Here is a 23896-nt window from a genome sequence, read left to right on the forward strand (position 1 = left end):
GCCGCAGACGTTGCAGGTGATTCGCTGGCACATGGTGTTCTCCTTCGAGATGTGGTGGGTGGTGGTGGGGTTGCTCAGGCGAGCGAGAGGAAGAGCTTCTCGAGATCCTCCTGGGTCAGGCCCTCCGCCGACTTCGTCCCCTCGGGGTCGACGACGCAGTCGCGCATGGCGGTCGAGATGATCGCGAAGCCCGCGCGGTCCAGGGCGCTGGTGACCGCGGCGAGCTGGGTGACGACGTCGCGGCACGATCCGCCGTTCTCGACGGCGGTGATCACGCCGGCCAGCTGGCCCTGCGCGCGACGGAGGCGGTTGACGATCTTCTTCGTCGCCGCGGCCTGCTCTTCGGGAGTGCCGGTGTTCATCATCATGCGTAGGCTCCTTCGCTGGTCAGCACGCGTTCGATGTCGGCACCGAACCAGTGCCGCAGGGTCTGGATGCCGCCCGACAGGGAGGCGGAGTCGAAGCCGTTCCCGACGAGGATGCGGTGCGCGATGTTCGCGCGGACGCCGGCGGCGCACAGCACCCGCACGGGGCGGCCCGCGGCGGCCTCGCGCACCTCGTCGATCCGCTCGCGCAGCTCGGTGTGCGCGATGTTGAGGGCCCCGGGCAGGTGGCCGGTGGCGAACTCGGCGGGCGTGCGCACGTCGAGGATCAGCGCGGTCTCGCCGATCGTCTCGGCCTCGGCGGCGTACCACAGCGACAGGCGGCCGTTCATGACGTTCTCGGCGACCATGCCGACGAGGTTCACCGCGTCCTTGGCGTTGCCGTAGGGCGGCGAGTACGCCAGGTCGAGGTCGATGAGGTCGGTCGCGGCGAATCCGGCGCGCATCGCCGTGGCGATCACGTCGATGCGCTTGTCGACGCCATCGGTGCCGACGCCCTGCGCACCCAGGAGGCGTCCGTCCTCGGCCGCGATGTGCACGACGAGGTGGATGGCCGATGCGCCGGGGAAGTACCCCGCGTGCTGGTTCGGGTGCAGGTGCAGCGTGCGGTATTCGATGCCGGCGGCGTCGAGCGCCATGCGGTTGGCGCCGGTCATCGCCGCGGTCAGGTCGCCGACGCGCACGATCGCGGTCCCGAGCGGCTGCGTGATGCGGCGGGCGGCGTCCATGCCGAAGATGTCGTCGGCGATGAGGCGCCCGGCGCGGTTGGCGGGGCCCGCCAGTGCGACGGGGCGGACGGCGCCGGTGATCGCGTCGACCGACGCGGTCGCGTCGCCCGCGGCCCACACGGCGTCGGCGGAGGTGCGGCCGCGGTCGTCGACGACGATGGCGCCGCGCGCGGTCTCGATGCCGGCGGCGGCGATGAAGGCGGTGTCGGGGCGGACGCCCACGGACATGACGATGATGTCGGCGGGAAGGCGGGTGCCGTCGGTCAGCACCACGGTGTCGGCGTCGTCGGCGTGGTCGACGGATGCGGCGCCGATCCCGTCGATCACCCGGATGCCGAGGGCCTGCAGCTCCTCGGTCACGAGGGTCGCGAGCTCCTGCTCGAGCGGCGGGAGGACGTGGGGGGCGAGTTCGACGACCGCGACGTCGAGCCCCGCGTGGCGCAGCGCCTCGGCGGCCTCGAGCCCGATGAAGCCCGCGCCGAGGACGACGGCCCGGCGTGCGCCGGCGGTGACGCGCTCGCGCAGGGCGACGGCGTCGCCGACCGTGCGCAGCGTCCGCACGCGCGGCGAGTCGATGCCCGGCAGCGGCGGGACGAGGGCGGAGGCGCCGGGTGCGAGCACGAGGGCGTCATAGGAGAGCTCGGCGTCGCCTGCGGGGGAGGAGACGCTCACAGTGCGCGCCGCGGTGTCGATGGCGGTGACCTCGTGGTGGATGCGCACGTCGAGGTTCAGCGCGGCGCGCAGCGACTCCGGGGTCTGGACGAGCAGGGAGTCGGCGTCGGCGATCTCTCCGCTGACGTGGTAGGGGAGTCCGCAGTTGGCGAAGGAGACCTCCGGACCGCGCTCGAGGACGATGATCTCGGCGTTCTCGTCGTGTCGGCGCGCGCGGGCGGCTGCACTCATTCCGGCGGCGACGCCGCCAACGATGATGATGCGCATCGTGTCCTTCCTGATACCCTGCAGGGTATGATCTGATCGGGATCAAGAATACCCCTGGGGGTATACCGACGTCAAGTCGTCCCTGGTCCCGGCGCACGACCGGCCGATCGCCTCGCCTAGCCTGGAACCGATGGCACATCTTCTCGGGGCCGAGGCCCTGCACCTGGAGTTCCCGACCCGCGTCGTCTTCGACGGCGTCTCGCTCGGAATCGACGAGGGCGACCGCATCGGCGTCGTCGGACGCAACGGCGACGGCAAGTCGAGCCTGCTGGCGATGCTGGCCGGGCGTCTCGCCCCGGACGCGGGCCGCGTGACGGTCCGCGGCGGGGTGCGCGTCGGCGTGCTGGATCAGGCCGACGTCCTCGACGACGCCCACACGGTCGCCGAGATCGTCGTGGGCGACCGGCCGGAGCACGAGTGGGCGGGCGATCCGCGCACGCGAGACGTCATCGCCGGGCTCCTCGGCGGCATCGCGTGGGATGCTCCGGTGCGGGATCTGTCGGGCGGGCAGCGCCGGCGCGTGGCGCTGGCAGGGCTGCTCAGCGGCGACCACGACGTGCTGTTCCTCGACGAGCCGACCAACCACCTCGACGTCGAGGCGATCGCGTGGCTCGCGTCGCACCTCAAGCGCCGGTGGGCGGCGAACGCCGGCGGGCTCCTCGTCGTCACGCACGACCGCTGGTTCCTCGACGAGGTGTGCAACACCACGTGGGAGGTCCACGACCGCATCGTGGAGCCGTTCGAGGGCGGGTACGCGGCGTACATCCTGCAGCGCGTCGAACGCGATCGTCAGGCGGCGGCGATCGAGGCGCGGCGTCAGAACCTCGCCCGCAAGGAGCTCGCCTGGCTGCGCCGCGGCGCGCCCGCGCGCACGTCCAAGCCGAAGTTCCGCATCGACGCCGCGAACGCGCTCATCTCGGACGTCCCCGAGATCCGCGACCGCGTGGCGCTGCAGTCGCTGGCGGTGACGCGGCTGGGCAAGGACGTCGTGGATCTTCTCGACGCCTCGGTCTCCTACGGCGACCGCGACATCCTGCGCGAGGTCGAATGGCGCATCGCCCCGGGGGAGCGCACCGGACTGCTGGGCGTCAACGGCGCGGGCAAGTCGACGCTCCTGGGCCTGGTCGCGGGGACGGTCCAGCCCACCGGGGGTCGCGTCAAGCGCGGCAAGACGGTCAAGGTCGCCTCGCTGACGCAGCGCCTCGACGAGCTCGAGGAGCACCTGGACGATCCCGTGCGCGTCGTCATCGGGGGGCTCCGGACGACCTACACCTTCGGGGCCGGTTCGAAGGCGCAGGAGCTGACCCCCGGCCAGCTCCTCGAGCGCATGGGCTTCTCGAGCGCCCAGCTGTCCACGCCGGTCAAGGACCTCTCCGGCGGGCAGAAGCGCCGTCTGCAGCTGCTGCTGATCCTCCTCGAGCAGCCGAACGTGCTGATCCTCGACGAGCCCACCAACGACCTCGACACCGACATGCTCGCCGCGATCGAGGACCTGCTGGACTCGTGGCCGGGGACGCTCCTGGTGGTCTCGCACGACCGGTACTTCATCGAGAGGGTCACCGACCAGCAGTACGCGATCCTCGGCGGCCGGCTGCGGCACCTCCCCGGCGGTGTCGACGAGTACCTGCGCCTGCGCGCACGCGAGGAGGACGAGGAGCCTCGGACCCCGGCATCCGCTTCGAGCTCCGCCGAGCCGGCCCCGGGTCTCAGCGGCGCCGAGCTGCGGGCCGCGCAGAAGGAGCTCGCCGCGCTGGAGCGCCGGCTCGAGAAGCTGCAGGCGCAGATCGACCGGGCCCGCACGGCGCTGGCCGACCACGACCAGTCCGACTACGTCGGCCTCGGCGCCGAGATGACCCGCATCACCGGGCTCGAAGCAGAGCGCGACGAGGTGGAGGAGTCGTGGTTCGAGCTCACCGAGCGCATGGGCTGACACCCGCGTCGGATGCGGGTCGCCGCGCCCCGCTCACGACGCCGGCGGCACCGTCGCGGGCGTCTGGGGCATGGCGTCGAAACCCAGGCTGAGCTTGCGCAGCAGGCCGGCGATCCGCTCGCGGTCGGCCCGCGACAGCCCCTCCAGCAGCACGGCCTCGGCGTCGACGAGCCGGGTGATGGCGGCATCCACCCGCGTGCGTCCGTCGTCGGTCAGGGTGACCAGGACGCTGCGGCCGTCCGCGGGGTCCGCTTCGCGACGCACCAGCCGGCGCCCGACGAGCCGGTCGATCCGATTGGTCATCGTGCCGGACGAGACGAGCGTCTGCGTCAGCAGCTGCTTCGGACTGAGCTGGAACGGCTCGCCGGCGCGGCGCAGGGCCGACAGCACGTCCCACTCCCACGGCTCGAGCTCGCTGCGGCGGAACGCGTCGCGGCGAGCGCGGTCGAGATGGCGCGAGAGCCGGTCGACCCTCGACAGCACTTCGAGGGGCGAGAAGTCCAGATCGGGTCGCTGCGCGACCCACGCCTGCACGATCCGGTCGACTTCGTCCGACTGCTGCTCCACACCGTCCATTATCGGGCGCGGGTGGGCGGATGCTGGGAGCACCGGCCCATGACGGGCGTCCGGGCCTGGCAGACTTGATCCGCGGCGCCCCGTCCGGCGCCGCGGTCCGCCGTGGTGTAACGGCAGCACGACAGCCTTTGGAGCTGTGAGGTCCAGGTTCGAATCCTGGCGGCGGAGCATGAGCGACACCACCGACACCGGCCTCGCCGTCATCGTCCTCGCCGCAGGCGCCGGCACGCGGATGAAGTCCTCGCTGCCGAAGGTGCTCCACCGCATCGGCGGTCGCGAGCTCGTCGGCCACGTGCTCGGCACGGCGGACGCGCTGGCGCCCGCGCGCGTCGTCGCCGTCGTCCGGCATGAGCGCGATCGGGTGGCCGCCGCCATCGCCGCCGCGGCGCCCGGCGCGGTCGTGGTTGACCAGGACGACATCCCCGGGACCGGCCGCGCGGTCGAGGTCGCCCTCGAGGCGATCGGCGACTTCAGCGGCGACATCCTGGTCCTCAGCGGCGATGTGCCGCTGCTGGAGGCCGACACGCTCTCGGCGCTGGTGGCGCAGCACCGCGCAGCGGACGCCGCGGCGACGCTGCTGAGCGCGGTCCTCGACGACGCGACGGGCTACGGGCGTGTCGTGCGGGACGCCGGCGGTGCCGTCGCGCGCATCGTGGAGCAGAAGGACGCCACCGCCGACGAGGCCGCGATCGGCGAGATCAACGCGGGTGTGTACGTCTTCCGCGCCCCGGAGCTGCGCGAGCAGCTCGTCCGGGTCGGCACCGACAACGCCCAGGGCGAGAAGTACCTCACCGACGTCATCGGGCTGCTGCGGACCGCCGGCCGGGCGGTGGCGGCGGAGCGCGCCCCCGACGCCGCCGCGGCGCTGGGCGTGAACGACCGCGTCCAGCTGTCGGAGGCGGGGCGGATCCTCAACGCGCGCACGGTGCGGGCCTGGCAGCTGGCGGGGGCGACGATCGTCGATCCCGCCACGACGTGGATCGACGTCGACGCCACCCTCGCGCCCGATGTCACCGTGCTGCCGAACACCCACGTCCTCGGCGCCACGGCCGTCGCGACCGGCGCCGTGATCGGCCCCGACACGACCCTGGTCGACTGCGAGGTCGGCGAGGGCGCCACGGTCAAGCGCACCGACGCCACGCTCGCCGTCATCGGCGCGGGCGCCACGGTCGGTCCGTGGTCGTACCTGCGCGCGGGAACCCGGCTGGGCGCGGACGGCAAGATCGGCACGTTCGTGGAGACGAAGAACTCCACGATCGGCGCGGGCAGCAAGGTCCCCCACCTGTCGTACGTCGGCGACACCGACATCGGCCGCGGCGTGAACCTCGGCGCCGGCGCCATCACCGCCAACTACGACGATCTGACCAAGCACCGCACCGAGATCGGCGACGAGGTGCATTCCGGATCCCACAACGTCTTCGTCGCTCCCGTTAGGATCGGAGACGGCGCGAAGACCGGGGCGGGGGCGGTCATCCGCAAGGATGTCCCCGCCGGTGCCCTGGCACTGACCGTGGCCCCCCAGCGCAACGTCGAGGGATGGGTCGAGAAGAACAGACCGGGCACTCCGGCGGCGCAGGCGGCCGCTGCGGCCCGGTCCGCACAGAAGGCGGACGATGGCGCGCAAGAACAAGAAGGTTGATCTCGACCAGGCGAACGACATCGCCCCCGGGCTCGTCGCGAAGACCAAGAAGCGACTCGTCGTCGCTGCCGGTCGCTCGCACCCGGGGCTGGCGGCCGAGGTCGCCGCGGAGCTCGGCACGCAGCTCGTGCCGACCGAGTACCGCACCTTCGCCTCCGGCGAGATCCTGACGCGCTTCCAGGTGTCCATCCGCGGCTGCGACATGTTCCTGGTCCAGACGTTCGGCCCGCCGGTGAACGAGTGGATCATGGAGCTGCTGATCATGCTCGACGCCGCCAAGCGCGCGTCGGCCAAGCGCATCACGGTCGTGGCCCCGTACTTCCCGTACTCGCGTCAGGACAAGAAGGGCCGCGGCCGCGAGCCGATCAGCGCGCGCCTGGTCGCCGACCTGCTGAAGACGGCGGGCGCAGACCGCGTCATGAGCGTCGACCTCCACGCGGCGCAGATCCAGGGCTTCTTCGACGGCCCCGTCGACCACCTGTTCGCGAAGCCCGTGCTGCTGGAGTACTTCGAGCGCACGCTGTCGGACGCCGACCGCGAGAAGCTGACGGTCGTCTCGCCCGACACCGGCCGCGTGCGGGTCGCCGACACGTGGTCGGACAGCCTCGGGGCACCGCTGGCGATCATCCACAAGCGGCGGGACCCGAACGTCGCCAACCAGGTCACCGTCAACGAGATCGTCGGCGAGGTCGAGGGCCGCGTGTGCCTGCTCGTGGACGACATGATCGACACCGGCGGCACCATCGTCAAGGCCGCCGAAGCGCTCAAGGCCAACGGCGCGCAGAAGGTCATCGTGGCCGCCACGCACGCCGTCTTCAGCGCACCGGCCACCGACCGCCTGCAGAGCGAGGCGATCGACGACGTCGTCGTCACCGACTCGGTCCCGCTGCCCGACGAGAAGCGGTTCCCGTCGCTGACGGTGCTGCCGATCGCGCCGCTGCTGGCCCGGGCCATCCACGAGGTGTTCCAGGACGGATCGGTCACGAGCATGTTCGACGGCGCCGCCTAGCGCCGCCGACCGAGGGAGCGGGATGCCCGAGCAGATCACCGAAGCCGAACTGACCGTCGCACGACCCCACGCCACCCCCGCCGTCGACGTCGCCGGCGCACTCGACACCGATCTCGCAGGCCTGACCACCGCCGAGGCCGGGCGCCGCATCGCGATCGCCGGTCCCAACCAGCTTCCCGAGGCGCCGCGCAGGCCCGCCGTGCTGCGGTTCCTCGCCCACTTCAACGACACGCTCATCTACATCCTGCTCGCCGCCGCGGCGATCAAGGCGCTGATGGCGGACTGGCTGGACTTCTGGGTCATCATCGGGGTGACGGTCATCAACGCGCTCGTGGGCTTCCTGCAGGAGGGGCGAGCGGAGCGCGCGCTCGCCGGCATCCGTGACATGCTCTCGCCCGACGCGTCCGTGCGACGCGACGGCGCGTGGCGGTCGGTCCCGGCCGACGAGCTCGTGCCGGGCGACGTCGTCCGACTGGCCCCCGGCGACAAGGTCCCCGCGGATGTGCGCCTGTTCGAAGCGCACCGGCTGCGCATCGACGAGGCGGCGCTGACGGGGGAGTCGGTGCCGTCCGCCAAGGACGTCGAGGCGGTCGAGGTCGACGCGGGCGTCGGCGATCGCCGCTCGATGGCCTTCTCCGGGACGATCGTCGCGTCGGGCCAGGCGCGCGGCATCGTCACCGCCACGGGGGCGTTCACCGAGATCGGGCGCATCCAGTCGCTCGTCTCGGGAGCGGGGTCGCTCGCGACGCCGCTCACGCGCCAGCTGGACGCGTTCGCCAAGGTGCTCACGCTCGTGATCCTCGGCATGGCCGTGCTCATGATGGCGGTCGGCCGGTTCATCCATGCGATGCCGTTCGACGACCTCGTTTCCGCGGCGATCGGCTTCGCCGTCGCGGCCATCCCCGAGGGGCTGCCGGCGCTGGTCACGATCACCCTCGCGATCGGCGTGCAGCAGATGGCGCGCCGCAAGGCCATCACCCGCAAGCTGACGGCCGTCGAGACCCTGGGCGCGGTGACGACGGTGTGCTCGGACAAGACCGGCACGCTGACGAAGAACGAGATGACCGTCCGCCGCATCGTCACCCCGCTCGGCGGCTACGAGGTCACCGGCCTCGGCTACGCGCCGTCCGGTGCGATCACCGGCACGGACGGCGCCGTCCCCGGGCCGGACGTCGCCGCGGTGCTCGCGGTCGGGACGCTCTGCAACGACGCGCACATCGTGCTCGAGGGCGAGCACCACCGTCTCGTCGGCGAGCCGACGGAGGGCGCCCTCAAGGTCGTCGCCGCCAAGGGCGGCGTCTCGTCGGACGGGAGCCGCCGCGTCGCGGTGCTGCCGTTCGACTCCGAGCACAAGTTCATGGCGACCCTCAATGCGAGCGCCGACGGCGCGCGCGCCGTGCTCGTCAAGGGCGCCCCCGACCGCCTGCTCGCGCGCAGCACGTCGCAGCGCGGCGACGACGGCCCCGAGGCGGTCGACCCGGACCGGTGGATGCGGATCGTCGACGAGCTCTCCGGCGAGGGTCTGCGCGTGCTCGCCGCCGCCCGCCGCCAGGTCGGGCCCGGGACCGCCGCCGTGGACATGGACGACGTCGACGACCTGGAGTTCCTCGGCGTCTGGGGCATCGTGGACCCGCCCAGGCCCGAGGCGATCACGGCGATCGACGACTGCCATACCGCGGGCGTCCGGGTGAAGATGATCACGGGCGACCACGCGGGCACCGCGGTGGCGATCGCGCGGGAGATGGGCATCGTCGCCGACGACGAGCCGCGCGTCCTCACCGGGTCGGAGCTCGAGGCGCTCAGCCAGGACCAGCTGCAGGCGCTCGTGCGCGACGTCGACGTCTACGCGCGCACGAGCCCCGAGCACAAGATCCGCATCGTCCGCGCGCTGCAGTCGCACGACGAGGTCGTGGCGATGACCGGTGACGGCGTCAACGACGCCCCGGCGCTCACGCGCGCGGACGTGGGTGTCGCGATGGGCATCAAGGGCACGGAGGCGACGAAGGAGGCCGCCGAGATCGTCCTCGCCGACGACAACTTCGCCACCATCCGCTCGGCCATCCGCGAGGGCCGGCGCATCTACGACAATCTGCGCAAGTCGATCGTCTTCATCCTCCCGACCAACGGCGCGCAGTCCCTCGTGATCCTCTTCGCGGTCGTGTTCGGGCTCGCGCTGCCGCTGACGCCGGTCCAGGTGCTGTGGATCAACATGGTCGTGGCGATCACGCTGACCCTCGCGCTGGCGTATGAGCCCGTCGAACGCGGCATCATGCGCCGACCGCCGCGCGCGCCGAGGCGTTCGATCATCTCGGGCGGCGAGCTGGGATTCGTGCTGCTGGTGTCCGTCGTCATCGGCGGGGCGAGCCTCGGGGTCTTCTACGGCGCCCTGGCGTACGGGGCCACGCTTGACTACGCGCGCACCGAGGCCATCACGATGCTCGCCCTCGGGCAGCTCGCGTTCCTGTTCAACAGCCGCTTCCTCGATCGGTCGAGCCTCACGCGCGACGTGCTCACCGGCAATCCCGTGGTGTGGTGGTCCGCGCTCGCCCTGATCGTGCTGCAGCTGGGCTACACCTACCTGCCGTTCATGAACGACCTGTTCGGGTCGCGGCCTCTGGCCCCGGCCTCGTGGCTGGCTCCCGTCGTGCTGTCGGTCGGCGTGTTCCTCGTGATCGAGGGCATGAAGTGGGTTCGGCGCCGGTTCGCGGCGGATTCATAGGCCCGGGCGCGCGTGGACTGCCCGCGTCCCCGCTAGCGTTGGGGGTCAGAGCCCGCGACCCAGCCGAGGAGCACGATGTCCCCGCTCACCCTGTCTCCGCGACCCGTCCGCCTGGGCGCCGCGATCGCCGGCGCGGCCGGCGTCCTCCTGCTCGCCGGCTGCGGCGCCGGCACCGAGACGGCCGCCGAGCCCGACGCCGGCACGTCGGGCGGCACGACCTCGGACGGCGCGACGACCGATGCCGCCGACGCCGGCAGCGGCGCGTACGCCGACGGCACGTACACCGCCGAGGGGACGTACCTGACCCCCGAGACGGTGGAGTCGGTGTCGGTCACGGTCACCCTCGAGGCGGACGTGATCACGGCCGTCGAGGTCAGCGGTGACCCGCAGACCGCCGAGACGGAGCGCTATCAGGGCGAGTTCATCGGCGGGATCTCCGCCGAGGTCGTCGGCCAGGACATCGATGAGATCTCGGTGTCGCGCGTGGCCGGCTCGTCGCTGACCAGCCAGGGGTTCAACGAGGCCATCGACGCGATCAAGGCCGAAGCGGCGAGCTGAGCCGTGGCCGGCGGGGCCTGGCGGTTCGATGCGATCGGCGTGCCGTGGTCGATCGACACGGCGGTCCCGCTGACGGCCGATGACCGCGCGCGCGTCACGACGCTCGTGACGGACTTCGATCGCGCATGGTCGCGGTTCCGCGAGGATTCGGCCGTGTCGGCGCTGGCCCGCGGCGCGGCCGGGGTCCCCGCGCCCCGCGACGCCGAAGCGATGCTCGCCGCGTACGCCGAACTCGGTGCCGCGACCCACGGCGCGGTGGACCCGCTCGTGGGGGAGTCGCTCGAGTCGCGCGGATACGACCGATCCCTCTCCCTCGTCGATCGCGGCGCGCGCGCCGCGCCCCCGCAGGCCTCGGTCCGGATCGTCGGCGGAATGCTCGAGGTCGATCCGCCCGCGCTGATCGACGTCGGCGCGCTCGGCAAGGGGCGCCTGGTCGATCTCGTGCTCGCGGCACTCCCGCCCGAGCGGGGCGCCGCGACCGTCGACGCCAGCGGCGACATCGCGGTGCGCGGCGGCTCCGAGCGGATCGGACTGGAGCACCCGTACGATCCGCGCCGCGCGATCGGGGTGTGGACGGTGACGGATGCCGCGCTGTGCGCATCGGCGGTCAACCGGCGTGCGTGGGGCGCGGGGCTGCACCACGTCCTCGATGCGCGCACGGGGGAGCCGGTGCGGACGATCGCGGCGACGTGGGCCTTGGCGCCGGACGCCATGCATGCCGACGCGGCGGCCACGGCGCTGTTCTTCGACGGCGGCCCCGGCCTGGCGGCCCGCTGGGGTGTCGCGTGGGTGCGCATGCTGACCGACGGGCGCGTCGAGTGGTCGCCCGGCTGCGATGCCGAGCTGTTCACGGCGCGATAGCGTGGACGGGTGACCGCTGCCCTCGCCCTCGCCCCGGAGTACGCGTGCTGAGTTCGCTGACGGCCGCCTGGACCCGCGTGTTCGGCCTGCTCGGCCGCGTGTCGATGTACCGGCTCGTCTTCCTGTCGCTGACATCGCTCACCGTCATCGCGTTCGTGCTGTCGCTGTTCGATCTGGTGGCCCCCGGCCCCCTCGAGCTCGTCGCGACCGCCGCGGTCCTCGCGGCGGTGTGCGTCGCCGTGGACGTCGCGGCGCACCGCGTCCTGCACCTGAACCTGCACATCGAGTCGTCGATCATCACCGCGTCGATCCTGCTGTTCGTGCTGCGCCCGTCGCTGGACCCGCTCGCCCTGGCGGGGATCGCCATCGGCGCCGCCGTGGCGTCGCTGTCGAAGTACGTGCTCGCGTGGCGCGGCCGCCACATCTTCAACCCGGCGGCCGTCGGCGCCACCGTCCTGACGCTGCTGGGCGCGGTGTTCCCGGCGCTCGGCGGCTCGTCATGGTGGGTGGGAACCCCCGCGATGGCCGCTCCGGTCATCGTGCTCGGCCTGGCGGTGCTGTGGCGCACCGAGAAGATCCGCGTGGTCGCGGTGTTCGTGGTGATCGCGATCGGCGTGGGCGTGCTGCGGACCTCGGCGCAGTACCAGGCCGCGGGCGTCGAGATCGGCCTCGCCGACATCCTCTGGCCCCTGCTGTGGTCGGGGCCGTTCCTGTTCCTCGGCGCGTTCATGCTCTCGGAGCCCCTGACCCTGCCGCCTCGCCGCTGGCAGCAGCTGACGGTGGCCGCGGTCGTCGGCGTGCTCGCGGGCTGGCCGATCCCGGTCGGGGCGATCAGCCTCGGGCAGGAGCGGGCGCTGCTGATCGGAAACCTGGTCGCCTTCGCGTTCGCGGTCCGCACGGCGGTGCGGCTGACCCTGGTGGAGCGCGACGAGCTGTCCCCGACCGTGCGCCGCCTGACCTTCCGGGCCCGTCGCCGCTTCGCCTTCACGCCCGGGCAGTACCTCGAGCTCGATGTGCCGCATCGGCACCCCGACGCGCGCGGCACCCGGCGGGAGTTCAGCATCGCCTCGGCGCCCGAGGACCTGCCGCTGGTCTCGGTGGCGTTCCGCGAATCGACGAGCAGAGCGCCTCTCAGTTCGTACAAGAAGGCGCTAGCGCAGGTCACCGAGGGCACCGCGCTGGCTGTCACGGGCGTGTGGGGCGACTTCCTGCTGCCCACGCGGGCGGGAGCGCCGGTGCTCATGGTCGCCGCCGGCATCGGCGTCACGCCGTTCGTGTCGCAGCTGCGTCACGCCCGGCTCGCGGGCGAGGACCGGGACATCGTCCTCGTCTACGTCGCCTCCGAACCCGAGGAGCTGGTCTACCGCGACGAGATCGAGGCGTCCGGCATCCGGGTGGTCGTGTTCACCCGCACCGAGCCGCAGGCTCTTCCCCCGCACTGGCAGTGGGCGCGGGGCGTGCGGCTGGACGCGGACGGCCTGCTGCAGGTCGTCCCCGACATCGCGGCCCGCCACGCGTACATCTCGGGGCCTCCCGGACTCATCGCCGAGCTCTCCCCGGCGCTCGAGCGGGCGCGCTCCATCACGACGGACGCGTTCTCGGGCTACTGAGCGCTCTTCCCGTGCTCGCGTTCGGGCGCGACCGCCTCGGGCTCGAGCACGGCGGTGACGGGTACGTCATCGGCCGGTGCGGGATCGTCCGGTCGCGCGGCCGGCAGCCGCACGGTGAAGGTGGTGTCGCCCGGTCCGCTCTCGGCGACGATCGTGCCGCCGTGGGCCTCGACGATCGCGCGCGCGATCGAGAGCCCGAGGCCGGTGCCGCCCGTCTTGCGGGCGCGCGAGCGGTCGGCTCTCGTGAAGCGCACGAACAGGTCGTCCTTGATGGCGTCGTCGATGCCCGGGCCGTCGTCGTGGACGGCGATCACCGCGTCGTCCCGTTCGTGGCGCACGCTCACGGTCACGCTCGTCCCCTCGGGGGTGTGCGTGCGGGCGTTCGCCAGAAGGTTCGCCACGACCTGGTGCAGGCGCGCGGTGTCGCCGGCGACGACGACGGGGCGATCCTCCACGTCGATCAGCCACCGGTGTCCGGGACCGGCCACCTGCGCGTCGGCGACGGACTCCACCGCGAGTGCCGTGAGGTCGACGCTGCCGAAGACGAGCTCCTGCCCCTCGTCCAGGCGCGCCAGCAGCAGCAGATCCTCCACGAGGGTCGTCATCCGCAGGGACTGGGTCTGAATGCGCTCGAGCGCCGACTCGGTGGTCTCGGCGACCTCGGGAGTGGCGCCGCGCCGGAGGGCGCGCAGCGACAGCTCGGAGTAGCCGCGGATCGACGCGAGCGGGGTGCGCAGCTCGTGGCTCGCGTCGGCGACGAAACGCCGCATGAGCTCCTCGTTGCGCTGCCGGGCCGACAGGGACTCGTCGACATGGTCGAGCAGCGTGTTCAGGGCCGAACCCACCTGGCCGATCTCGGTGCGGTCGTCGGTGTAGGCGCCGGGCACGCGCTCGCTGATCGTGACGTCACCCTCGACCATTGGCACGGCGGCGACGCGCGTGGCGGTGTCGGCGACGGCCCGCAGAGGCCGCAGGCTCGCGCGGATCACGATCGCGATCGCGATCCCGAGCAGCAGAAGCCCGCCGGCGGTCACCAGCGCGACCGTGGTGAGGATCTGGCCGAGCGTCGAGCTGACATCGCTCGTGGGCAGCCCGACGAGCGCGGCGTTGCCGCCGGGCGAGCTGTCGACGATGACGCGGTAGCGCCCGAGATCGTCGACGTCGACGGTCGCACTCCCCGGGTGCTCGATCTGGGCGACGAGGTCCTCGAGCTGTCCGTCGGTGAGCGCGACGACGACTCCGTCGCTGGCGACGTACGCGCCGGAGAGTCCCTCGCTGTTCTGCATGACGAACAGGAATCCCTGGGGCTGGCGTCCCGCGTCGAGCACGTCGGCGGCCGTCGGCCCGCCGCGCAGCGAGTTGCCCGCGGCGACGAGGCGTGCGTTGAGGTTCGTGTCGAGGATGTTGCCCAGCAGCGCGCTGGTGGCGATCGCGACCAGCGCGAGGATCAGGGCGACCATGCCGATGACGGTCACCATGAGCCGGGACTGCAGACTCCACCGCGACGGCCGGGGTGTCCGGGTCGCCGTGGGGCCCGTGCCGGGGGACTCGGTCACTGAGGTGCCTTGATCATGTAGCCGACGCCGCGCACGGTGTGGATGAGCGGCTCGCGGCCGGCGTCGATCTTCTTGCGCAGGTATGAGATGTAGAGTTCGACGACGCTCGAGCGCCCGCCGAAGTCGTAGTTCCAGACGCGGTCGAGGATCTGGGCCTTCGAGACCACACGGCGCTGGTTGCGCAGGAGGAATCTCAGCAACTCGAACTCGGTCGCGGTCAGCTCGATCTGGTCGCCGCCGCGCTCGACCTCGTGGCTGTCCTCGTTCAGCGACAGGTCGCCCACGCGCAGGATCGGCTCGGCTCCGGCGACCTGCGCGGTGCCCGCGCGGCGCATGAGGCCCCGCAGCCGCGCGACGACCTCCTCGAGGCTGAAGGGCTTGGTGACGTAGTCGTCGCCGCCGGCGGTGAGGCCGGCCACGCGGTCGCCCACGGAGTCCTTGGCGGTGAGGAAGAGCACGGGGACGTCGTCGCCGGCCTGCCGCAGGCGCTGCAGCACGGCCATGCCGTCGAGGTCGGGCATCATGATGTCGAGGACGAGCGCGTCGGGCGCGAATTCGCGGGCCGCCTGCAGCGCTTCGAATCCCGAGGCCGCGGTGCGCACCTGCCACCCCTCCATGCGCAGGGCCATCGACAGCAGGTCGGTGAGCATCTGCTCGTCGTCGACGACGAGGACCCGGGGTGGGTTCCCGTCCAGGCGCTTGAGGTCGGGGGCGGTGTTGGCTGCGGTCATGGACCCATTGTGTACCCGTTCCTATGCCTTTCCTATGGCGTAGCCTATGCGCCTGCTGTGAAAGCGGGCGCGAGCGATCATCAGGGATTCATAGCGTGCTCATGTGCCGCGCTTGACCGCGATTCCTAGCCTTCTCGCGGAGACGGGCCGATCCGGGCCGGTCAGGAGGAGACCCATGTACTGGACCTATCTGCGGCGGGAACTGGCCGGTCGCACGAAGCAGACGGTCATCGTCGCGGCGGGCCTCGCGCTCGCGATCGCGCTCGTGATCATCGTGAACTCGCTGTCGGCGGGCGTGCGCGACGCGCAGGCCCAGGCGCTGGAGTCGGTGTACGGCGTCGGCACCGACCTGACCGTCACCGGCGCCGCGGCCGAGCCTGGTGAGGGCGGCGGCGGACCGAGCTTCGAGTTCGACGAGGAGGGCGGCTCGACCGACGACGACGGCACGACCTCGCTCAGCCAGTCGCGGCTGCAGACCGAGCGCATGCGCTCGACTCTCGAGGGGACGACGGTCGACACGGTCGCCGGCGTGGACGGTGTCGCGGCCGCGGCCGGCGCGCTGAGCCTGACGAACTCGACCTTCTCCGGCGAGCTGCCCGAGCGTCCCACCGACGATTCGAGCGCGGCCGAGGGCGGCCAGATGCCCGGGGGCGGGGCGCCGGCGGACGATGCCCAGGGCGGTGGCTTCGGTGGAGGTTCGTTCGATGTGAACTCGTTCAGCGTGCTGGGCGTCGATCTCGATGCCCTCGGCGTCGGGCCGCTCTCGGCGGTCACCCTCGACGATGGCACCGCCCTGACGTCCGCGGACGCGGGCGAGGACATCGCGGTCGTGGATGCGACCTACGCCACCACCGAGGAGCTCGCCGTCGGCGACACCATCGAGGTGGGCGGCGCCGACATGGAGATCATCGGGATCGTCTCGTCGTCATCCTCGGCCGACACCGCGGCCGACGTGTACCTTCCGCTGGACGTCGCGCAGGAGCTCGCGGGCGTGGGTGATGTCGTGTCGACCGTGTACGTGCAGGCAGACTCCGCCGATTCCATCGCGGCAGTGCAGAGCGCCGTGCAGGACGAGCTCCCCGACGCCGAGGTCAGCTCGCAGTCGGACCTCGCCTCGACCGTGTCGGGGTCGCTGTCCAGCGCCTCGGCGCTCATCACGAACCTCGGCACGTGGCTGTCGGTCATCGTGCTGGCCGTGGCTCTCGTGCTCGCGGTGCTGTTCACGATCTCGGGGGTCACGCGCCGCACCCGGGAATTCGGCACGCTGAAGGCGATCGGCTGGAAGAACGGCCGCGTCGTCGGCCAGGTCGCGGGCGAGTCGATGGTGCAGGGCCTCATCGGCGGTGCGATCGGCCTCGTCGTCGGCCTCGCCGGCATCGTGGTGATCAACATCATCTCGCCGACCATCTCGGCGGCACCCGAGGCCACGGCGCAGGCCGGTCCCGGCGGGCAGGGCGTGCCCGGCGGCTTCGGCAGCGGCCAGTTCGCGACACAGACCGCGGACATCGTCCTGAACGCGCCCATCACGATCTCCGTGGTCGCGGCGGCGGTCGGCATCGCCGTGCTCGGCGGCCTCGTCGCGGGCGTGTTCGGCGGCTGGCGCGCAGCGCGCCTCGCCCCCGCCGAGGCGCTGCGCTCAGTGTCGTGACCCCCTGCCCGCACACCGACATCCACGCATCGACACGAGAGGACACGCCATGACCACCGTCACCGAACCGGCCGTGCAGAATCCGGCCACGGAAACCCCGGAGCCGATCATCCGGCTCGCGGGCGTCACCCGCACCTACCAGCAGAAGAATCGCGTCGTGAAGGCACTCACCGGAGTGGATCTCGAGATCCGCCCCGGCGACTTCCTCACCATCCAGGGCCCCACCGGCGGCGGCAAGTCGACGCTCCTGCAGCTGCTGGGCGCGCTGGACCGACCCACCTCCGGAGAGGTCCGGGTCGCGGGCCATGATCTCGCGACGGCCTCGGGCGCCGACCTCCAGCGGCTGCGCGCCCATGAGATCGGGTTCGTGTTCCAGGGCTTCAACCTCATCCCCACCCTCACCGCCCACGAGAATGTCGACATGGCGCTCGAGCCGCTGGGGCTGCGCAGCGCCGAGAGGACCGCGCGCGTCACCGAGGCGCTCGCGCACGTCGGCCTGGCCGATCGCGGCGACCACCGGCCGGGCGAGCTGTCGGGCGGGCAGCAGCAGCGCGTCGCTATCGCACGCGCGATCGTCAAGCGCCCGCGCGTGCTGCTGGCCGACGAACCCACCGGCAATCTCGATGAGAGCATGCGCGACGAGATCCTTGCGGTTCTGCAGACTCTGAACGCCGAGGGTCTCACGCTGATCGTCGTCACGCACGACTCCGCCGTCGCCAAGCGCGCGGGGCGCCGGGTGCGGCTGGCGAAGGGCGTCGTCACCGAGATCTGACCGGGGGCGAAGTGCCGCGCCGCGGCATCCGGACGTGCAAGGGACGGATGCCGCGGCGCGCGCTCGTGCCTGTGCGCGCGATCAGCGGGTGGCTTCGGCCGCCCGCGGTGATGCGGCCCGCGCGGCCGTCCCTGCGACGGCCCCCGCGCCGGCGAGCGCCCCGAGCGTGTTGGCGACGAGGTCGCGCGCGTCGGGCACGCGGTCCGCGAGCGCCACTGCCTGGGTGAGTTCGATGCCGGTGCTCAGGGCGAGGCCGGCCAGCGCCGCCAGCCACCAGCGGCGCCCGCCCGCCCACAGCACCCAGATAACCCCCGCCGGCAGGAACAGCACGACGTTCGCGGCGAACTCGAGCACCGGGAACGTGACCCACGCGGTCACCGAGAACCGGCCCAGCCACGCCGCGATCGCCTCGAGACCGCCGCCGGCCGCCTCGGGCTGCGGGCCGAGCGTCAGCGACGCCACGACCGCGACGTAGACGGCCGTGGCCGCGGCGAGCACCAGGGTGCCACCGCGGCCACGGACCGATCGCAGACCGGTGGTCAGTGCGTGTCTTCCGCTTCGACCTCGGTGCGGTCTGCCGACCACAGGGTGTGGAAGGTGCCGTCCTTGTCGATGCGCTTGTAGGTGTGGGCGCCGAAGAAGTCGCGCTGGCCCTGGATGAGGGCCGCGGGCAGGCGCTCGGCGCGCAGGCCGTCGTAGTACGCCAGCGACGACGAGAACGCCGGCGCGGGGATGCCGGCCGCGGCGGCCTGCTGCACGATGTGCCGCCACGCGTCCTGTGCACGGCCGAGGGCCTCGACGAAGTACGGCGCGGTCAGCAGCACCGGAAGGTCGGCGGTCTCGTCGTAGGCGTCGGCGATGCGGTTGAGGAACTGGGCGCGGATGATGCATCCGCCGCGCCAGATCTTTGAAACCGCGCCGAGGTCGATCGACCAGCCGTACTCGGCGGCGCCGGCGCGGATCTCGTCGAAGCCCTGGCTGTAGGCGACGATCTTCGACGCGTACAGCGCCAGACGCACCTGCTCGATGAACGCGTCGGCGTCCTCCACGGTCAGGCCTTCGACGGGGCCGGGAAGGTCGCGCGACACGGCGCGCTGCTCGGGGTGGCTCGACAGCGACCGGGCGAAGGTGGCCTCGGCGATGCCCGAGACCGGGACGCCCAGCGAGAGGGCGGTCTGCACCGTCCAGGCGCCCGTGCCCTTGGCACCGGCCTGATCGAGGATCACGTCCACGAGGGGCTTGCCGGTGTCGGCGTCGATCTGGCGGAGCACCTCGGAGGTGATCTCGATCAGGTACGAGTCCAGCTCGCCGCGGTTCCACTCGGCGAACACGTCGGCGATCTCGGCCGGGGTCTTGCCGGTGCCACGGCGGATCAGGTCGTACGCCTCGGCGATCAGCTGCATGTCGGCGTACTCGATGCCGTTGTGCACCATCTTCACGAAGTGCCCGGCACCGTCGTGGCCGATGTGGGTCACGCACGGCTCGCCCTCGGCGATCGCCGCGATCGAGCGGAGGATCGGGCCGAGGGTGACCCAGGACTCGTCCGAGCCGCCGGGCATGAGCGATGGCCCGAGGAGGGCGCCCTCCTCGCCGCCGGAGACGCCCATGCCGACGAAGTTGATGCCGGTCTCGCGGACCGCCTTCTCGCGGCGGATCGTGTCGCTGAACAGCGCGTTGCCGCCGTCGACGATGATGTCGCCCGGCTCGAAGACCTCCACGAGCGCGTCGATGACGGCATCCGTCGCGCGGCCCGCCTTGACCATGATCACCGCGGTGCGCGGCACCGTCAGCGACGCCGCGAACTCCTCGTACGAGAACGCGGGGACGAACTCCGCCTCGGGGTGGTCTGCCACCAGCTCGTCCGTCTTGGAACGGCTGCGGTTGTAGACCGCCACGGTGTTGCCCTCACGGCTGGCGAGATTGCGGGCGAGGTTGGACCCCATCACCGCAAGACCCACCACACCGATGTTCGCTGCTGCCTCGGTCACGTAGAACTCCTGTCATCCGATCGCTTCCAGCCTAGAGTCTGGCGCGTTCGTGTGACGCCGATGTGGCGGCCTGCTCACATCGCGCTGTCGCGGCCGTGAGGTCCCGGCGGCGACGCGGGGAGGATCAGTCCTTGCGGTACGCCTGGCGGCCCATCGACCAGAACGCGGCCGCCGTCCCGACGACTCCGAGGACCGAGATGACACCGATGGTCCAGAGCAGGACGTGCGAGAAGAAGCCGTATTCCATGGAGATCCTCCGTCGGCGGTAGCAGGGCGTTCCTCATCGTAGCGGTCTCGCTGGTAGACTGAGCGACTGTACTTCGGCGAGGGATGCGCCGCGCCGGCCCGACGGCCGGCGGCGGCATCCGTGATCGACGGGGGTGTGCAGGCTCACGGCTTCCTCACGCGCTCGCGTTCGAGTCGAATCCAGACCATGAATATCCGGGCCCCGGGCCCGTCGGAATACGGGCCCGCATGCCCGTGAGGAGAACACAATGTCCCAGGACGTCGACACCAAGGTCACCGCTGAGGTCCGCACCAGCTTCGGCAAGGGCTTCGCCCGCCGTCTGCGTGCGGCAGGTCAGATCCCCGCCGTCATCTACGGTCACGGCACCGACCCCGTGCACATCGCGCTGCCCGGTCACCAGACCGCCCTGCTCATCCGCCGGGCCAACGCGCTGCTCGAGCTGGTCATCGATGGCAAGGAGCAGCTCGCGCTGGTCAAGGACGTTCAGAAGGACCCGGTGCACCAGGTCATCGAGCACATCGACCTGCTGGTGGTCAAGAAGGGCGAGAAGGTCCACGTCGAGGTCCCCGTGACCGTCGTGGGCGAGCCCTTCGCCGGGACGATCGTCAACCTCGACGCCACGACGATCTCGCTCGAGGTCGAGGCGACGCACATCCCCGAGCACGTCGAGGTCGACGTCGAGGGCCTGGAGGAGGGCGCGCACATCACCGCCGGCGAGCTGAAGCTCCCGAAGGGCGCGACCCTGCTCGCCGAGCCCGACCTGCTGGTCGTCGCCATCTCGACCCCGGCCGCGGCCGCCGCCGAGGAGACCGAGGAGGTCGAGGCCGAGGCTCCGGTGGCGGAGGCCGAGGAGGCCGCCGCCGAGTAATCGGACGGACTTTCAGCGAGGGGGTGCGGATGCCGCGCCCCCTCGCTTCGTCTTGCGACGCCGTCGTGCGCCGCGCGAACCGAGGAGAATGACGTCATGGCGCAGACATGGCTGGTCGTCGGACTGGGGAACCCCGGTCCGCGTTATGAGGCGACGCGGCACAACGTCGGGCAGATGGTGCTCGACGAGATCGCCTCGCGACGCGGCGAGTCCTTCCGCGCGCACAAGGCGAACGCGCGCGTGGCCGAGACGTGGCTGCGCCCGGGCGGCGCGAAGATGATCCTCGCCAAGCCGAATTCGTTCATGAACGTCTCGGGCGGGCCGGTGGCGAACCTCGCCCGGTTCTACGGCGTGGAGCCCGAGCAGGTCGTGATCGTCCACGACGAGCTGGACATCCCGTTCGACACGATCAAGCTGAAGACCGGCGGCGGTCACGGCGGCCACAACGGCGTACGGGACGTCGCCAAGGCGCTCGGCACGCCGGACTTCCCCCGCGTGCGCGTCGGCATCGGGCGTCCGCCGGGTCGTCAGGACGCCGCGGACTGGGTGCTCGACCCGTTCGGGGGCGCGGAGCGTCAGAACCTGCCGATCCTGCTGTCGGACGCAGCCGACGCGGTCGAGAAGCTCGTCGACGAGGGGCTGCTCGCCGCGCAGCAGAAGCACCACGCGCCGCGCGCCTGAGGGCCGCGACGTCTCATCCCCGCGACGTCTCATCCCCGCGACGTCTCATCCCCGCGACGTGCAGGGACCTCGGACACAGCGAAGGCGGCCGCGCCTCCCGCGCGACCGCCTTCTATTCGTGTGCGTCGCCGCAGGTCACCCCGCGGTGACGGGCGCGTGGACGATCAGCTGTGTGAGGGGATACCACCCCTCGACGGGAACTTTCGTCCAGCCCTCCTCTTCCTCCATCGTCGCCTCGAGCGACTCGTGGTCGCCTCCCGGCGGCCATGCGCGGTACCGCACCCGGAAGGACATGCCGTTTCCGGTCTCGCGGACGTCGGTGCGCACGAGCACGTGCGTGCCATCACCCTGCCAGGTGAATCCGGCTGCGTGGGCGACGGTCGCGCCGCCCTCCGCGAGGCCTTCCTCACCCGGACCGCTCTCGCCGGGGATGTGCATCCACACCCGGCACCAGTCGGTCACCTGCAGGCGATCGCCGCCCTGACCGAGGACGAGGGCACCGGACTCGGTGCCGTACTCGTCGGTCGAGACGTTGAGGATGTACTTCGGGACGTCCGTGCCCGCGCCGTTCGCGTGGGCGTTGACGCCCATGCTCATCGTGCTCGGGCCGGCGCACATCCCGCCTTCGTGGTCCGCGGCGAGCGCCGCCGAGGTCGGGGCGATCAGCGCCGTCACCGCGAGCGCCAGGGCCGCGGCGACGGCGGGGAGCTTCCTCTTCATGTCACTGCTCCGTTCGGGCGTGGCTCACTTGTTCGGGTTGCCGTGGTTGCCGGAGTTGCCCGAATTACCCGCACCGCCGCTCTTGGGGAGCAGCGTCACGGCGAGGGTCGCGGTCTGGCCCGACGCGTCGGCGCGGTCAGTGGTGTCGATCGTCCCGTCGAACGTGGTGCCTCCCGACACGGTGAACGTGATCACGTAGTCACCGGGGGGCGGGAAGGCTCCCTTCTGGCCCCAGTTGTAGCCGTAGACCACGCCGCCGGTCGAGTTGATCTCGGCGGTCGCCGCGGCTTCGTAGATCGTCACGCCGTCGGCGGTCTTGATCTCCAGGCGCGCTCCGCTGTCCCATGCGCGGGCGGTCATCGCCTCGGGGTTGCCCAGGGTGCCGTAGGGCGACAGCCGGTCGAGCATCTCGGGTTCCAGCTTGACGACCGAGTACCCGGTCGTCGAGGTGCCGCTGTTGTCCATCAGCGCCATCTCGACACGGATGGTCTTGCCGGCCTTGACGCCCACCTCATCGTTGGTGAGGTTGTCGCCCCAGTCCGCGAGGACGTGGACGTCGCCCGTGGCGGTCGAGCATGTCGCGCTCCAGATGGCTTCCGTCTTCTGCAGGTAGTAGCCGGGGTAGACGGTGGATTGCGGGCCGGTCGGGGCGACCGCCGCCGCCGCCTCGGCGCAGGGGATGCGCAGAGCGGGCGCTGCGGTCATGTCCCCGACGAAGATCGCGGGGATCGAAAGGTTGTTGCCCAAGGTCTCGCCGGACGGGGCCCCAGGTTCGCCGCCCTTCGCTGCGAAGGCGGGTGAGGCGACCATCAGGGCGGCGACTCCTGCTGCGACCAGCGAGAGTCCCATGCGGGCCCATCCGCGTGCTGTGGTGTTCATGTCCAATCTCCTTCGGATCGGACGACGCGGGTTCGAGTAGGTGTTGCTACGGGCGGAGACCGCGCCGTCTCCTGGATGTTTCTGTACCCAGTCCACGCTTCAGGGCAGACGCATCGGAAGGTCGAAGGTCCCTCCGGACAGGCATGTCCGGGGCGACGTTCTCCCACCCGATGGATGACGTCGCGGGCGCCGCTGCGACGGCCGGGCTCAGCCCGTGAAACCGCTCGTCGCCCGCCCGAACGCGAGCGCTATCTGCACCGCGGTGAAGAACGCGATGGGTCCGAGGGCCGCCACCAGCACGGCGGCGATCCCGAAGCCGCGTCCGGTGCCGCGGACGATCGCGACCGCCCCCTGGACGAGCGCCCAGATCCCCAGTGCGGTGCCGATCCAGAACGACACCTCGCCCATGAGCACGGCGTCGCGCACAGGAGAGAGCAGCGACCAGTCGAAGTCGCCCGCGAACGGCTGCGTCAGCATCGCCGTGCCGGTGCCGAATCCGATGCGGTACGCGGCGATCGCGCCCGCCATGGAGGCGCCGAGCGTCGCGACCAGGCCCGCGATCAGCGCGACGACGCCGACGACGGGCGACCGGCGCGGCACGCCCGGCGGCTTCGCGGGCGATCCGCCGTACACGGGCGGCGCATAGCGTGCGCCCGGCGGGCCGGAGGGAGGACCGTACGGCGGCCGACCCGGCTGTCCCGGCTGGGGTGCGGGCGGGCCCGCGGCGGGACCGACCGGGCCGCCGAACGGGGGCGCGGCCGGCGGCGTCCAGCCGGGCGGAGGCGACGAGGGCTGCGCGGGGTCGGTCACGACCCTCATCATAGGAGGGCGGCGCACGCGCGAGGACGCGTCGG

22 protein-coding genes and 1 tRNA gene are annotated in these 23896 nt (G+C 71.8%); 12 read left to right on the forward strand and 11 right to left on the reverse strand.

Translation table 11 applies throughout. The features are described 5' to 3' along the window. Positions 1–74: 74 nt before the first annotated feature. Together P0L94_02255 and P0L94_02260 are read right to left on the reverse strand one after the other, a co-directional pair. Entirely contained in the window at positions 75–368 is a 294-nt protein-coding gene (locus P0L94_02255) for a metal-sensitive transcriptional regulator (GenBank protein ID WES64905.1), read from the reverse strand. Further along, positions 365–2050 carry an FAD-dependent oxidoreductase gene (locus P0L94_02260; protein WES64906.1) on the reverse strand — a complete coding sequence of 562 codons (1686 nt, stop codon included), beginning with the start codon at positions 2048–2050 and terminating at the stop codon, positions 365–367. Before P0L94_02260 ends, P0L94_02255 begins: the two co-directional genes overlap by 4 nt. 130 nt (positions 2051–2180) lie before the next feature. On the opposite strand from P0L94_02260, the gene P0L94_02265 reads away from it, so the two are divergent. Further along, positions 2181–3980, forward strand: coding sequence for an ABC-F family ATP-binding cassette domain-containing protein (locus tag P0L94_02265; GenBank protein WES64907.1), 1800 nt, complete (start codon positions 2181–2183; stop codon positions 3978–3980). Between the two features lie 33 nt (positions 3981–4013). Here P0L94_02265 and P0L94_02270 read toward each other — a convergent pair whose 3' ends face one another. After that, positions 4014–4547: a MarR family winged helix-turn-helix transcriptional regulator gene (locus P0L94_02270; GenBank protein WES64908.1), complete on the reverse strand. Its 534-nt coding sequence runs from the start codon at positions 4545–4547 to the stop codon at positions 4014–4016. Between the two features lie 105 nt (positions 4548–4652). Between P0L94_02270 and P0L94_02275 the strand changes: the two genes are divergently transcribed. From P0L94_02275 to P0L94_02305, 7 genes are all read left to right on the forward strand, one after another. After that, a tRNA-Gln gene (locus P0L94_02275) sits at positions 4653–4724 on the forward strand. Between the two features lies 1 nt (position 4725). After that, positions 4726–6195, forward strand: coding sequence for a bifunctional UDP-N-acetylglucosamine diphosphorylase/glucosamine-1-phosphate N-acetyltransferase GlmU (glmU, locus tag P0L94_02280; GenBank protein ID WES64909.1), 1470 nt, complete (start codon positions 4726–4728; stop codon positions 6193–6195). Then, positions 6170–7204 (forward strand): ribose-phosphate diphosphokinase, encoded by a 1035-nt coding sequence (locus P0L94_02285; protein WES64910.1) that lies wholly within the window; start codon positions 6170–6172, stop codon positions 7202–7204. The genes glmU and P0L94_02285 overlap by 26 nt, the downstream gene beginning before the upstream one ends. 22 nt (positions 7205–7226) lie before the next feature. Beyond that, positions 7227–9923, forward strand: a complete 2697-nt coding sequence (locus P0L94_02290) for an HAD-IC family P-type ATPase (protein ID WES64911.1) — start codon at positions 7227–7229, stop codon at positions 9921–9923. A 75-nt stretch (positions 9924–9998) separates the two neighbouring features. Next, positions 9999–10481, forward strand: a complete 483-nt coding sequence (locus P0L94_02295; protein WES64912.1) for a hypothetical protein — start codon at positions 9999–10001, stop codon at positions 10479–10481. A 3-nt stretch (positions 10482–10484) separates the two neighbouring features. Continuing rightward, positions 10485–11342: an FAD:protein FMN transferase gene (locus P0L94_02300; GenBank protein ID WES64913.1), complete on the forward strand. Its 858-nt coding sequence runs from the start codon at positions 10485–10487 to the stop codon at positions 11340–11342. A 44-nt stretch (positions 11343–11386) separates the two neighbouring features. Beyond that, positions 11387–12952, forward strand: a complete 1566-nt coding sequence (locus P0L94_02305; GenBank protein WES64914.1) for an FAD-dependent oxidoreductase — start codon at positions 11387–11389, stop codon at positions 12950–12952. Here the strand turns inward: P0L94_02305 and P0L94_02310 are convergent. Both P0L94_02310 and P0L94_02315 read right to left on the reverse strand, forming a co-directional pair. After that, entirely contained in the window at positions 12946–14508 is a 1563-nt protein-coding gene (locus P0L94_02310; protein WES64915.1) for a HAMP domain-containing sensor histidine kinase, read from the reverse strand. The two genes, P0L94_02305 and P0L94_02310, sit on opposite strands and share 7 nt — an antisense overlap. Further along, positions 14505–15239: a response regulator transcription factor gene (locus P0L94_02315; GenBank protein WES64916.1), complete on the reverse strand. Its 735-nt coding sequence runs from the start codon at positions 15237–15239 to the stop codon at positions 14505–14507. Before P0L94_02315 ends, P0L94_02310 begins: the two co-directional genes overlap by 4 nt. A 175-nt stretch (positions 15240–15414) precedes the next feature. On the opposite strand from P0L94_02315, the gene P0L94_02320 reads away from it, so the two are divergent. Both P0L94_02320 and P0L94_02325 read left to right on the forward strand, forming a co-directional pair. Beyond that, complete coding sequence (locus P0L94_02320) at positions 15415–16887, forward strand: ABC transporter permease (protein WES64917.1); 1473 nt, start codon at positions 15415–15417, stop codon at positions 16885–16887. A 49-nt stretch (positions 16888–16936) separates the two neighbouring features. Next, positions 16937–17659, forward strand: a complete 723-nt coding sequence (locus tag P0L94_02325; protein ID WES64918.1) for an ABC transporter ATP-binding protein — start codon at positions 16937–16939, stop codon at positions 17657–17659. A gap of 81 nt (positions 17660–17740) precedes the next feature. Here the strand turns inward: P0L94_02325 and P0L94_02330 are convergent, their stop codons facing one another. The 3 genes from P0L94_02330 to P0L94_02340 form a co-directional block, all read right to left on the reverse strand. Then, complete coding sequence (locus P0L94_02330) at positions 17741–18157, reverse strand: VanZ family protein (GenBank protein ID WES64919.1); 417 nt, start codon at positions 18155–18157, stop codon at positions 17741–17743. Positions 18158–18198: 41 nt separating this feature from the next. After that, entirely contained in the window at positions 18199–19647 is a 1449-nt protein-coding gene (gene gndA, locus P0L94_02335) for an NADP-dependent phosphogluconate dehydrogenase (protein WES64920.1), read from the reverse strand. Positions 19648–19771: 124 nt separating this feature from the next. Beyond that, positions 19772–19894 carry a hypothetical protein gene (locus P0L94_02340; protein ID WES64921.1) on the reverse strand — a complete coding sequence of 41 codons (123 nt, stop codon included), beginning with the start codon at positions 19892–19894 and terminating at the stop codon, positions 19772–19774. A gap of 247 nt (positions 19895–20141) precedes the next feature. On the opposite strand from P0L94_02340, the gene P0L94_02345 reads away from it, so the two are divergent. Further along, positions 20142–20762, forward strand: coding sequence for a 50S ribosomal protein L25/general stress protein Ctc (locus tag P0L94_02345; protein ID WES64922.1), 621 nt, complete (start codon positions 20142–20144; stop codon positions 20760–20762). Between the two features lie 96 nt (positions 20763–20858). Then, positions 20859–21443, forward strand: a complete 585-nt coding sequence (pth, locus tag P0L94_02350) for an aminoacyl-tRNA hydrolase (protein WES64923.1) — start codon at positions 20859–20861, stop codon at positions 21441–21443. A gap of 135 nt (positions 21444–21578) precedes the next feature. On the opposite strand, the gene P0L94_02355 is transcribed toward pth, so the two are convergent. From P0L94_02355 to P0L94_02365, 3 genes are all read right to left on the reverse strand, one after another. Continuing rightward, positions 21579–22163 (reverse strand): hypothetical protein, encoded by a 585-nt coding sequence (locus P0L94_02355; protein WES64924.1) that lies wholly within the window; start codon positions 22161–22163, stop codon positions 21579–21581. Positions 22164–22187: 24 nt separating this feature from the next. After that, positions 22188–23042, reverse strand: a complete 855-nt coding sequence (locus tag P0L94_02360; GenBank protein ID WES64925.1) for a hypothetical protein — start codon at positions 23040–23042, stop codon at positions 22188–22190. 207 nt (positions 23043–23249) lie between these two features. Further along, entirely contained in the window at positions 23250–23852 is a 603-nt protein-coding gene (locus tag P0L94_02365; GenBank protein WES64926.1) for a hypothetical protein, read from the reverse strand. Positions 23853–23896: the final 44 nt, after the last annotated feature.

The organism is Microbacter sp. GSS18 (assembly GCA_029319145.1).
In the GTDB taxonomy this organism is placed as follows: Bacteria; Actinomycetota; Actinomycetes; order Actinomycetales; family Microbacteriaceae; genus Microbacterium.

Bases quoted from the DNA above. Each gene is read 5' to 3' on its own strand.
- P0L94_02255 (WES64905.1), bottom strand. From the start codon at position 368: ATGATGATGAACACCGGCACTCCCGAAGAGCAGGCCGCGGCGACGAAG.
- P0L94_02320 (WES64917.1), top strand. From the start codon at position 15,415: ATGTACTGGACCTATCTGCGGCGGGAACTGGCCGGTCGCACGAAGCAG.
- P0L94_02295 (WES64912.1), top strand. From the start codon at position 9,999: ATGTCCCCGCTCACCCTGTCTCCGCGACCCGTCCGCCTGGGCGCCGCG.
- P0L94_02325 (WES64918.1), top strand. From the start codon at position 16,937: ATGACCACCGTCACCGAACCGGCCGTGCAGAATCCGGCCACGGAAACC.
- P0L94_02285 (WES64910.1), top strand. From the start codon at position 6,170: ATGGCGCGCAAGAACAAGAAGGTTGATCTCGACCAGGCGAACGACATC.
- P0L94_02290 (WES64911.1), top strand. From the start codon at position 7,227: ATGCCCGAGCAGATCACCGAAGCCGAACTGACCGTCGCACGACCCCAC.
- P0L94_02340 (WES64921.1), bottom strand. From the start codon at position 19,894: ATGGAATACGGCTTCTTCTCGCACGTCCTGCTCTGGACCATCGGTGTC.
- P0L94_02345 (WES64922.1), top strand. From the start codon at position 20,142: ATGTCCCAGGACGTCGACACCAAGGTCACCGCTGAGGTCCGCACCAGC.
- P0L94_02315 (WES64916.1), bottom strand. From the start codon at position 15,239: ATGACCGCAGCCAACACCGCCCCCGACCTCAAGCGCCTGGACGGGAAC.
- P0L94_02360 (WES64925.1), bottom strand. From the start codon at position 23,042: ATGAACACCACAGCACGCGGATGGGCCCGCATGGGACTCTCGCTGGTC.
- glmU (WES64909.1), top strand. From the start codon at position 4,726: ATGAGCGACACCACCGACACCGGCCTCGCCGTCATCGTCCTCGCCGCA.
- pth (WES64923.1), top strand. From the start codon at position 20,859: ATGGCGCAGACATGGCTGGTCGTCGGACTGGGGAACCCCGGTCCGCGT.
- P0L94_02355 (WES64924.1), bottom strand. From the start codon at position 22,163: ATGAAGAGGAAGCTCCCCGCCGTCGCCGCGGCCCTGGCGCTCGCGGTG.
- P0L94_02265 (WES64907.1), top strand. From the start codon at position 2,181: ATGGCACATCTTCTCGGGGCCGAGGCCCTGCACCTGGAGTTCCCGACC.
- P0L94_02260 (WES64906.1), bottom strand. From the start codon at position 2,050: ATGCGCATCATCATCGTTGGCGGCGTCGCCGCCGGAATGAGTGCAGCC.